This is a genomic window from Sphingobacterium sp. NPDC055346 (genome assembly GCF_053645235.1).
This window is the reverse complement of record NZ_JBSHMI010000004.1, coordinates 386,451-397,669: the sequence shown is the minus strand read 5'-3', so window position 1 is coordinate 397,669 and position 11,219 is coordinate 386,451. Positions and strand designations below refer to the sequence as shown.

The 11,219-nt window shown below is 40.4% G+C and carries 11 protein-coding genes and 1 tRNA gene; 8 read left to right on the top strand and 4 right to left on the bottom strand.

All coding sequences use genetic code 11. The features are described from left to right. Nucleotides 1–38 precede the first annotated feature (38 nt). Complete coding sequence (locus ACWICE_RS10745) at nt 39–761, top strand: WbqC family protein (RefSeq protein ID WP_454298362.1); 723 nt, start codon at nt 39–41, stop codon at nt 759–761. A 121-nt stretch (nt 762–882) separates the two neighbouring features. On the opposite strand, the gene ACWICE_RS10740 is transcribed toward ACWICE_RS10745, so the two are convergent. After that, nucleotides 883–956 (bottom strand) — tRNA-His (locus tag ACWICE_RS10740). A gap of 157 nt (nt 957–1,113) precedes the next feature. Next, a complete protein-coding gene (locus ACWICE_RS10735) occupies nt 1,114–2,673 on the bottom strand; it encodes a serine hydrolase (RefSeq protein WP_454298361.1) in 1,560 nt (519 codons plus the stop codon). 323 nt (nt 2,674–2,996) lie between these two features. Between ACWICE_RS10735 and ACWICE_RS10730 the strand changes: the two genes are divergently transcribed. Together ACWICE_RS10730 and ACWICE_RS10725 are read left to right on the top strand one after the other, a co-directional pair. Further along, nucleotides 2,997–3,425, top strand: coding sequence for a four-helix bundle copper-binding protein (locus tag ACWICE_RS10730; protein WP_454298360.1), 429 nt, complete (start codon nt 2,997–2,999; stop codon nt 3,423–3,425). A gap of 188 nt (nt 3,426–3,613) precedes the next feature. After that, on the top strand, nt 3,614–4,030 hold the full coding sequence (locus ACWICE_RS10725) for a hypothetical protein (RefSeq protein WP_185212595.1): 417 nt from the start codon (nt 3,614–3,616) through the stop codon (nt 4,028–4,030). A 3-nt stretch (nt 4,031–4,033) separates the two neighbouring features. Here the strand turns inward: ACWICE_RS10725 and ACWICE_RS10720 are convergent, their stop codons facing one another. Next, on the bottom strand, nt 4,034–5,425 hold the full coding sequence (locus ACWICE_RS10720) for an aminotransferase-like domain-containing protein (protein WP_454298359.1): 1,392 nt from the start codon (nt 5,423–5,425) through the stop codon (nt 4,034–4,036). 142 nt (nt 5,426–5,567) lie between these two features. Here ACWICE_RS10720 and ACWICE_RS10715 point away from each other — a divergent pair, with 142 nt between their 5' ends. From ACWICE_RS10715 to bioA, 5 genes are read left to right on the top strand one after another with little or no spacing between them, the layout of a single operon-like run. Further along, the gene (locus ACWICE_RS10715; RefSeq protein ID WP_454298358.1) at nt 5,568–6,188 is read left to right on the top strand and encodes a hypothetical protein; all 621 of its coding nucleotides are present in this window, start codon (nt 5,568–5,570) and stop codon (nt 6,186–6,188) included. Next, entirely contained in the window at nt 6,175–7,287 is a 1,113-nt protein-coding gene (locus ACWICE_RS10710) for an aminotransferase class I/II-fold pyridoxal phosphate-dependent enzyme (protein ID WP_454298396.1), read from the top strand. The genes ACWICE_RS10715 and ACWICE_RS10710 overlap by 14 nt, the downstream gene beginning before the upstream one ends. Continuing rightward, complete coding sequence (bioD, locus tag ACWICE_RS10705) at nt 7,280–7,897, top strand: dethiobiotin synthase (protein ID WP_454292050.1); 618 nt, start codon at nt 7,280–7,282, stop codon at nt 7,895–7,897. Before ACWICE_RS10710 ends, bioD begins: the two co-directional genes overlap by 8 nt. Nucleotides 7,898–7,901: 4 nt before the next feature. Then, a complete protein-coding gene (bioB, locus tag ACWICE_RS10700) occupies nt 7,902–8,900 on the top strand; it encodes a biotin synthase BioB (protein WP_454298357.1) in 999 nt (332 codons plus the stop codon). Next, complete coding sequence (gene bioA, locus ACWICE_RS10695; protein ID WP_454298356.1) at nt 8,882–10,156, top strand: adenosylmethionine--8-amino-7-oxononanoate transaminase; 1,275 nt, start codon at nt 8,882–8,884, stop codon at nt 10,154–10,156. The genes bioB and bioA overlap by 19 nt, the downstream gene beginning before the upstream one ends. Before the next feature lie 64 nt (nt 10,157–10,220). Here the strand turns inward: bioA and ACWICE_RS10690 are convergent, their stop codons facing one another. Beyond that, the gene (locus tag ACWICE_RS10690) at nt 10,221–11,123 is read right to left on the bottom strand and encodes an SH3 domain-containing protein (protein ID WP_454298355.1); all 903 of its coding nucleotides are present in this window, start codon (nt 11,121–11,123) and stop codon (nt 10,221–10,223) included. Nucleotides 11,124–11,219: the final 96 nt, after the last annotated feature.

Below are 11,219 nucleotides of genomic sequence, written 5' to 3'. Positions count from 1 at the left end.
TAGCTATGCACTATAACCAAACTAATTATTAAATAATAATGCTTAGAAAAAAGATCGGAATAATTCAGCCTTATTTCTTTCCGTATTTAGGGTATATCAGCCTATTGAAACATACGGATCGATTTATTTTATTGGATACCGTACAATACATTCAACGAGGTTGGATTGAACGGAACCGTATTTTGAAACAGGGTGATGGATGGCTGTATATACAGGTTCCTGTGAAAAAACCAAACGGAAGAGCTTCCTTGATCAAGGAATGTGTATTGGACAACAGTCTGCCCTGGAAGGATAAAATGTTTTCGCAAATGGCCATCTATAAAAAGATTGCTCCTTACTATAAACCGACCCTTGATTTTGTGAAAGAAACCTTGTCCAAGGACTTTGATGATATCACTTCCCTGAACAGGCATGTGCTGACTGAAATATGTAACTATCTGGATATGCCAAGGGAGATTGTTGCCTTTTCAGAGATGGAATTGATGATCGAGCAACCGAAGGACTCTGACGAGTGGGCATTAAATATCTGTAAGTCGATAGGTCAGAAAGTTACTTATGTTAATCCAATAGGCGGCATGAGTTTTTATAACCGGGAAAAATATATTCAGTCGGATATAGATATCTTCTTTCATGAAATAAAGCTCCGGGATTATCAACAAGGAGGGCGGGTGTTTGAGCCAGGACTATCCATTCTGGATGCTTTGATGTTCAATAGCAAAGAGGAGGTACATGAGATGTTAGATCAGTATAAATTAAATTAGGAGAGTAAAACGGGTTGATAGATTTCAATCCGTTTTTTGTTTAGGATTTTTTTTAATCAGGAGAATGTTAAAGGGAATTTTAGATACAAAAAAAGGAGGCCTTTTGGACCTCCTTTAACCGGGTAAGTAATGGGGCTCGAACCCACGACCCCTAGAACCACAATCTAGTGCTCTAACCAACTGAGCTATACCTACCGTGTTTTTGTGATACAAAAGTAGGATTAATCTATATATACTCCAAATGTTTTTACGCTAATCATTGGTTTAAACAGTGAAAAAGCTCATTTCTAATGAGATATTTTTATTTGCAGGATGAAAATCTCCTTTTGCTGCATTAATTATGCTTCGAAAATCAATCTATTCTTTTTAAATCTAAGTCATGGAAGTCAAAAGAAAAGTCTGTTAATGGAGAAACGGCTTTCATTTTTATGCTTTCTGCCTTGGCATTTTCATCCAGGTTGAACATAACATAAGAGTCTGCATTCATGCTGCGGTCATTCCAAGCGGCAACGAAGGTGTTCCCTTGGTAATAATATATTTTGCCCTGCAGCTGTGGAGATCTTGCTGATGTAAAATATAGTTGACCATTACGGTTACTGATTTCGATTTCTCCGAACCATGCGTCTTTATATTTACCAAGAAAAGGAGAGAAGTCTATTTTTTGGTCCTGAGCTTTGATTTTGGCCCAGACCTCATTGGTAACTTTGTCGCCTTCGCTTTCGTTTTTGGATTCCCTAGCTTTAAGTTCTGTCAGGCGGTCGGTTCCTTTTATACCAAAATAGGAATCTTTGATCTGATTGGTAATCGTGGTAAAAGCATAGCCGGACTGTTGGTTGGTCAGCACGATAATGCCGAGCTTCAGTTCAGGAATCAAGGTCATTTGAGTAACCATGCCACCTAAGCCACCGGTATGTTCGGCAACAAAGTATCCATTCTGATCACTGAGAAAGAAGCCTAAACCATATCCTGTGAAGTGAGCATTATAGGGGCCTGAACCTCCGATAACGGTCTGTAGGGTCATGATCTGTGCAAGCCGTCTTTCGGAAATGAGTTGCTTTTCCAGGTTGTTTCCATATTTTCCTTTGTTCAAAAGCATGGTTGCCCATTTGCTCATATCCTCTATGCTGCTGTTTATTCCGCCCGCTGCATTGGTTGTTTCGCTTAAGTACCTGGCAATGGTAATCAATTTGCCATCTATAGGGACGTGGGCATCGATTACATTGTTTTTTGACTTCATCCGGCTCAGGGAGGCAGCACTATTCGTCATGCCAAGAGGTGCCATGATCCTTTTCTCTATAAAGTCTTCCCAGCTCATTCCCGAAGCTCTTTTCAAGACCTCGCCAGCGACGATATAAAGTAGGTTGTCATAATCGAATTTTGTTCTGAAGCTGGATGCCGGTTTAAGGTACCTCAGGTTATGGATCACTTCTTCAGTATTGAAGTTTGCAGAATCTGGCCAAAACATTAGATCACCAGCACCGAGACCTAATCCTGAACGGTGGGTCAATAGGTCCCTAACGGTAAATTCTGAAGTGACATAAGGGTCATGCATCTTGAATTCTGGAATAAAATCGGTGACTTTGCTATCCCAGGTTAGTTTTCCCTCATCCATAAGCATGCCCAAGGCAAATGCCGTAAAGGCTTTGCTATTTGAGGCGATTGCAAAGGCAGTTTGATTGTCAACAGGTTTTTTACTGTTTATGGATCTTTCTCCATATCCTTTTAGGTGGATGGTTTTTCCATCTTTTATAATCCCTAATGCTATTCCCGGAACATTGAAGCTCTTCATGGTTTTTTCTACTAGCTGGTCTAGGTCTTTTTGAGGTAGTCCCTGTGCAATGGACTTGAAGGAAAAGGACAATAGAAAGAGTATTGCCAATAAGTGACTGAAAGAAGATTTGTAATTGTTCATGATTTTCAAATTAGGTTTGAATTGCAAAACGTTCAATTTTTCTGAGCACAGTTGCAAATTCTGGATAAATGTAGCTTGTATTTTTAGGATTATAAAATTCGGTTCTATTTATTTTAAAATACTGGAGTAGAGGGTTTTCTACAAAATTAAAAATACTACATTTACGGTTTTTGGCTAAAATTAATCGTTGATAAAACTGATAATGAGGTTTCAGAAAATAGTTTCAATAGATTCGTTTTTTATAAGAAAAAGATTATCAGTAATTGTAATTTATTTAATACAAATCAAAAATTAACTTATATAAATGAATTTAATTTGAACGAATGTATTGTGAAAGTGTTAACTTAATGGGTATCAATGCTAAAGCTATTGAGCTCAGTTTTATTATTAGCAATAAAAGGGAGAAGCAAATGGAACAAGATCAATTGGTAAAGAATTGTATAGAGGCGTGTCAGCAATGTGTGGTTGCTTGTTTAAAATGTGCGCAAGCATGTTTAAGAGAGGAGAAACTGGAAATGATGCGCAAGTGCATTCAAACGGATCTGGAATGTGCAGAGATCTGTGAGTCTACCTATAAACTGTTGATTATGGACAGTAAACCTAAGTTGGAGTTAGTTAAGATTTGTTTGGATCTATGTGAAGCCTGTGCGGAAGAGTGTGAAAAACATGCTGCTCATGGAATGGAACACTGTCGTGAATGTGCCGAAGCCTGTAGGTCTTGTGCTGAAGCCTGTAGGAAATTGGTAGCATAAGCTGCTGCCAATAAGTATTGATAATAAGCATTAAGAGTTAGATTTTCAAAGAATTAATAAAAAGATAATCTATATCTCCACTGCCATTGACTTGAGAAAGAGTAAATTAACCAATAAATGGATAATTAAGGGTTTTCCTGATAGATCTTTAATCATCTATTATTCACTAACACATAAATTATGAAGCTATGGTTACTAAAAACATACTGGTCGATTCGGCATTGATAGGCACTATCCACTTTTATGCTTATGTATTCAACACTGATAATGGTGTTATAGGGTTTGGCTTATTTCCAAATAATAGTCCCAGACCCATATTTTATCTTTTAAATTCCCAAGGCACGAAAATTTCTCTACATTTTGATGATGAGCTGATCCTAAAAGTTTGCCAACAGAGTAATTTCACTACCCATGAACGTCGGATGCTTTTCCGAGAATTCCTTGATTTTGCAACAAAAATGGAAAAAAAGGCCGCCCAGTTGGTCTTTAGGGATACGAAGATGAATTATTTGGCGGACTCTAGGGAGATGGTGAAATATAAACGCATGTATGTCCATTTTAGAGACGTTCAACCCAAAGAAAGCAGAACAATATTTGCAGACTAAACATTAGATTTCAGATAGGCTAGATCTTAAGATTTGGATGGCTTTTTCCATTTCTTCTAGGTTTAGATTGCCAAATCCAATACGCATTGCCTGAAGGTCCTTTTGTTGGTAAAGCAAGGTTTTCGGAATAAATAGGTTGTTCTTGGCCGCTTGCTGACTGAGCTTGAGCAGATTGATTGGCTTTTTCCATTTCAACCAAAATGCAAGGCCGCCATTGGGGATATTAAATTCCAGCAGGTCACCTAATTCTTTTTCAAGTAGAAAGGCCATGTAGTCCCTTCTTTCTTTGTAAACCTTCAGCGATTTTTTGAGATGCCTGTGTATCGCACCTTCCTCGATCATCTCTCCCAAAGCTTGTTCCATTAAGATATCTCCCTGCCTGTCAATGATCCCGAGATGTTTTCTCATTTCAACCATTAGGTTTTCAGGGGCAACGATAAAGCTTGTTCGGAAGCCGGGAGCCAAGGATTTTCCAAAGGAACCAACATAGATCAGCATTCCGTTCTGGTCTGAAGTGGCAAGGGGTAGAAGTGGTTGCTTGTCGAATTGGAAGTCATAATCATGGTCATCTTCAACGATGATGAAGCCATATTGATTTGCCAGCTGCAGGATTTTCATTCTCTTATGGGCACTTAAACTAGCAGTGGTTGGGTAGTGTTGCTGAGCTGTGAGGTAAAGCATCCTTATGGTCTGCTTTTGACAGATCCTTTCAAGTGCCTCCACGTCGATACCATCATCCTCCAATGGGATAGAGATGATTTTGCTGCCAGACTTCTGAAAGATCATATTCGCAGCGAAGTAGCTCAGTTCAGCGACCAGCACGGTATCATCCTCTGTGAGCAAGATTTCCGAGATGATATAAAGGCTCATCTCAATACTCCTGCTGATAAGGAGATTGTTCTTATTGATTTTCAAGGCGCGGCTGCTCTGCAGGTAATCGAGCATCTGTTCCTTAAAATATTCGCTCCCTTCCTGATTGTAATAACCCATCTTTGACCGGTTGCTCTTGCGTTTCATGTTGGAGCTATAGAACCTAGAGAGATCTTCAAATTGTGTCAATCGGATATCGGGACTGCCATCATTGAATATATAGTCGCAGTTTGTGTGTTCGAAAGGACTGTCCAAGAGAATGGATTTTTTGAAGGTATAGCCAGTTTCCTTTGGATATTGGAAGCTTGAAAGGTCTTGCTGTTCCTGTAGTGGAAGTTGTGAGGCGACGTAGGTTCCTTTATTGGGATGGATTTCTACCCAACCTTGTCCGAAGAGTTCCTCGTAAACCGCAGTAATCGTGTTTCGGTGCACTTCTAATAAATCCCCCAATGCCCTTGTCCCTAATAATTTAGTTCCCGGCTTAAGCTTACCCTGTGCTATGGCTTGGATAAATTGATTTGCCACCTGTAAGTAAATGGGGGTAGCGGAATTCCTTTCTATATGGATAAAACTTTTAAAGGGTATACTAACCGGACTAATCATATTCTTTAAACTGGCACCTTTGAACCATCCGGCAAGGTAGTACTTTTGGGCCAATTAGAAAAATATGAAAGCAATCCTGAATCAAATAGTGGCGGATGACACGGTTCACGCCAAATGGCTGAATACCCTTTCTTTTATGGAAAATGCTGGTGCCAGAAAGATCTCGGCATGCGAAGACCCTGTGCGTACCGATCTTATCCAATTGAAGCATGCTGCCGAAGAACATAGACATGCTTATTATCTCAAGAAGCAAATTGGTAAGCTAGCTGTGTCTGGTTTTGAGTATTATAAGGAAGATTCATTGTTAGGAGGTAAATCTTCCATTCAATATTTACATCGTTTGGACCTTAAAGCCAGTCGATATCTAAAAGAACAGTTTAGCTTATCTGGTCAGGATTTACGCTATGCAGCCTATTTATTTGTGACCTATGCCATCGAGGTTAGGGCGGATGAATTGTATCCGATCTATCAAGATGTGCTCAGTGAAGCAGGTTCAAAAGTTATGGTGAAATCCATTATCCTGGAGGAAGAAGGTCATCTCGAAGAGATGATCAGCCAGTTGAAAGGTTTTGATGCAGAATGGGAGAGACATGCCCAGAAAGTCTTACAGATCGAGGCAGACTTGTTTCAGGATTGGATAGCTGAGCTGTCGAAGGAAGTTGAGAATTGTGATGTCAATAATTGATGGATTACTACTTGAACTCCAGAATAGAAAGCTAGAAGGTCGGTACAGGCAATTGAAGAAACAAAAACAAGGTGTTGACTTCTTTTCCAATGACTACCTAGGTTTTGCAAGGAGTGAAGGATTTAGATCTAGGTTACATGATATTTTACTGCAGTACCCAGATTCCATAATGGGAGCGACAGGTTCCAGGTTAATTTCAGGAAATTCAGACTTACACATTGAGATAGAGCATTCTGTCGCAAGTCAGCATGGTTTTGAATCAGCCCTATTATTTCCCTCAGGCTATAGTGCAAACTTATCCTTGTTCTCGACATTGCCAAAGAAAGGGGATACCATCATCTTAGATCAAAAGGTCCATCGATCTGTTTATGATGGATGTAGGCTTTCAGCGGCGGTTCGCTGGAAGTTTCGGCATAACGACCTTGCACAACTTGAGGATTTACTGAAGAAGGCTAAAGGAAGAATCTGGGTGGGAATAGAAAGTCTTTATTCCATGGATGGGGATTTTGCGCCAATCCAAGAGATAGCAGCCCTCTGCAAGCAATATGCTGCAGCCTTGATAGTGGATGAAGCTCATGCTATTGGTACATGTGGATTGGGGCTTGTTGATCATTATAATCTGCAGGATCTGGTTTTTGCAACTGTAATCACTTACAGCAAAGCGATGGGCTTATCAGGTGCATCTGTTTTGGGATCTAAATGCCTTATTGATTATCTGGTCAACTATTCTTCAACGTTTATCTATAGTACTGGACTCCCTGATTTCCACGCCTTAAGTATTAGGGCGTCCTATGAATTTTTAAGTGATAACATGCTGTTAATTAGCGTTCTGAAAGAAAATATTAAACAATGCGATCATGTTAAGGAGTCCGATTCTATTCCATTTAGAAGTCCTATCATACCGGTTAGATTCTCAGAGCCGAGAGATTTGGATAGGGCAACTGGTCTGTTGGAAAAACAAGGGATCTTGGGCTATGCAATCAAGTATCCTACAGTGCCAAAAGGCGAGGAGATGTTGCGCATTTCGATGCATGCCTTCAACTCAAGAGAAGAAATAGAATTATTGAAAAACTGTCTAAAGGAAGTAAATAATGAATAAGAAATACTTTGTAACAGGCATTGGAACCTCTGTAGGGAAAACCATTGTGTCCGCGGTCTTGGTAAAACTTTGGAATGCGGAATACTGGAAGCCGATTCAGTCTGGAGATCTCGAAAGCAGTGATAGCCAAATGCTCAGAACATTAGTAGGAGCTGAGCTAATAGTTCATCCAGAGCGATTTAAATTAAATACCGCTGCTTCCCCGCATTATGCCGCGGAAGTTGATGGAGTGGAGATCAAACTCCAAGATTTCCAGCTTCCTGAAACTAGCGGAAACCTCATCGTGGAAGGTGCGGGAGGGATGTTTGTACCTATAAACGATCAGCATTTTATCCTTGACCTTGTAGCGTATCTGGACTTACCAGTGATCTTGGTCTGTTCAGACTATTTAGGAAGCATCAACCATAGTTTGCTGTCCTTTCACAGTTTAAATGAGCGGGGGATAGCAGTAGATTATATCGTGCTGAATGGGGAATTCAAGGAAGCAAGCAAAAGAATTTTGATCAAAAACAAACCAGCAGGAAGCAAGATTATCGAGATTCCCCAATTGGAATCATTGGATGCAGCGGGTCTAGAAAAAGCAATTTTAAAAATTAGAATAGAAAATTAAAGAAATGAGTGCTAATAAAACATTAAAACACGATTGGACGAAAGAAGAGCTATTAGAGATCTATAACAGACCATTATTGGAATTGGTATATGAAGCCGCAACGGTACAAAGGCAGTGGCATAATCCACAGGAAGTCCAGATTTCAACCTTGTTGTCAGTGAAGACTGGAGGCTGTCCGGAAGATTGTTCCTACTGCGGGCAGGCCGCACGTTACCACACAGACATAAAGGTGCAGGCGTTATTGCCAACAGAGACCGTTTTGGCCCATGCTAAAAAAGCAAAGGACAGCGGTTCTTCCAGGTTCTGTATGGCTGCTGCTTGGCGAGAGGTTAGGGACAATCGGGATTTTGATAGGATCATTGAAATGGTTCAAGGGGTCAATGAAATGGGCTTGGAAGTGTGCTGTACGCTAGGGATGTTGACCGAGGATCAAGCAAATAGGCTTCAGGAAGCAGGACTCTATGCCTATAACCATAACTTGGATACTTCTGAGGAGTTTTATGATGAGATTATCTCCACTAGGAAGTTCGACAATAGGATAGAAACCATCAAAAATGTCAGAAAAGCGGGGATTACCGTTTGTTCTGGAGGTATAATAGGTCTGGGAGAGAAAGCTGAAGATAGGATTTCGATGCTTCGCACTTTGGCCAATATGGAAAAACATCCAGAATCAGTACCAATCAATGCTTTGGCGAGGGTAGCCGGTACGCCTTTAGAGCATTTGCCAAAGATTGATGTGTGGGAAATGGTCAGGATGATTGCTACGGCGAGGATAGTATTGCCATCTTCTATGGTCAGGTTAAGTGCGGGGCGTATAGAAATGAATGAGGAAGAGCAGGCATGGTGCTTTATGGCTGGGGCAAACTCGATTTTCACGGGTGAAAGGCAGACCCTTTTGGTGACTCCAAATCCTGGCGTGGATGAAGATATGCAGATGTTGAAGAACTTAGGTTTAAAGCCAATGGAATTGAAAAAGGAGGGCTTTTGCAACAGCAATGCATAGACCGTGATATAGCGGTCAATTGGCATCCCTATTCGCAGATGAAGACCAGTACGCACCTTCCTATCGTACGTGGAAAAGATGCTTATCTTTTCGATATGGAAGGAAATCGCTATCTAGATATGGTAAGTTCGTGGTGGGTTACCCTTCATGGCCATTCAAATTCGTATATTGCCGATAAAGTCTATGAACAGCTTAATACTTTAGAGCAGGTCATCTTTGCTGGCTTCACGCACCTGCCGGCAATTACTCTTTCAGAACGGTTACTAGAATTGCTTCCTTTCAACCAGAAGAAGGTGTTTTATTCTGACAATGGTTCTACGGCAGTGGAAGTTGCCTTGAAGATGTGCATACAGTTTGCCTTCAACCAAGGCAAGCGCAAGAATAAGATTGTTGCTCTAAAGAACGGATACCATGGGGATACCTTTGGTGCCATGTCGGTAAGTGCTCGTGGACAGTGGACTGCTCCGTTTGCAGATTTGTTATTTGATGTCATATTTATTGATGCCCCGACGGCGGAAAACCTGGAAGTAAACAAAAAGATCATTGCTGAGCATGCCGATCAGATAGCCTGTTTCATTTACGAACCTTTGGTCCAAGGGGCAGGAGGAATGTTAATGCATCAGGCCGAACATTTGTCGGACTTAATGGTTTATTGTAAGTCGCATGGGATCATGTTGATTCAGGACGAAGTCTTTGTAGGCTTCGGAAGGACAGGGACTTTGTTTGCAGCAGATCAATTGATCGAAAAACCCGATGTCATGTGTTTTTCAAAAGGATTGACCGGCGGAACGATGCCTATGGGTATTACGACTTGTACGGAGGAACTTTATCAAGCATTCTATTCGGACGAAAAGAAGATGGCTTTATTCCATGGCCATTCCTTTACTGCTAGTCCGATAGCATGTGCAGCTTCCTTGGCTAGCCTGGATTTATTGCTGCTTGATTCTACTCAGGTGAAGATAAAGGCCATAACGGAATGGCATAGTCAATTTGCTGAAGAGTTAAAGGGATATGAACAAGCAAAAAATGTCCGTCAAACAGGGACCATCCTTGCGTTTGAATGGGAAACCCATACCGAGACCTCATATTTTAATAAGGTCCAGGAAAAGTTGTTCAATGAATTTATGGCGAGGGGGGTCTTATTGAGACCAATGGGCAATGTGCTGTATATCCTGCCCCCATATTGCACGGAGAAAGAAGATTTAGAATATACCTATCAACAGATCTTGGAGCTGTTGAAAAACAATGATATTTAAGAAACTATTTGATAATAGTAGTGTGACTAAAAAGGCTTGCTGAGTTTACTCAAGCAAGCCGTTTTTATTTTTGTATGGTCCTTTCAGAAACCTTGAGATAGGCATTGCCATTTCGTTGATAGGTTTCTTCCTTTTTGGAGATTTTAAACTTGATCTCCTCTTCAGGATTGGCCTCTTCCTCAAACTCAGCCTCTCCTTCCTCCGATATTTTTAGGATAACATCATTTCCAAGCTTATGCTTTTTAGGGTAAACCAACTCCTCTGCATAATAAAAAACACCGGCATCCGAAACCGATGTGGTTTTCGGTAGGGTCGTGAATTGTTCTCCATCCCAAGCAAAGTAATTTTCTTCGGAAGCTATTCCACAGGCCTCTCCTAGGAATTTAATTGCATAGATGGATTTCGCATAATTTAAACCAGGTTTGGTATTTAATTCACCTAAGGTATAGGATTGCTCAGAAGGATAGTATGGAAAGCTATTAGAGGCAAGCAATTCTTTGTTCTTGTTTAATATTTTGGCTTCTACCCAATAATAGTTTTCAAGTTCTTCATTGGATTTCCAAGCAAAGCCATACATGAAGGTTTCCCCCGTCTTCTTATTCTGCTCATGGTCTAGGCTCAATAGTCCTAACCAGATAAATCCAGTCTTTTTCTGATTGGCCTTCTGATATTCAATTTTATGCCAAGGCAGGTACATACCTCTTAAGGAGATGGGGTTTAATGATAATTCCTCCACAAATTTTACTTCCGTCCCTAAGGGAATTGAATCCAGCAATTCAGCTTTTGAGCTTGGCTCACTTCTGATATAGGCCATATTTACGAAAACCAAAGCTGAGCTATCCTTACTTGTATGGTAAAGGTTAAAGTCATCATAAACAAGGTAAGCAGCCGCTTCTTGTGATTTTGCCTGCTGAATGTTGAATATAAATAATGAAAAAATTATAAGAAGCGCGCTGAGCAATTTCATAGTGTGATTTTAAGACTATACAAAAATAACAAGATCCTTCTCAACAAATATAGCTGAAATCAGCTATTATTATCTATTTTAAGGAAGAACCTTAAA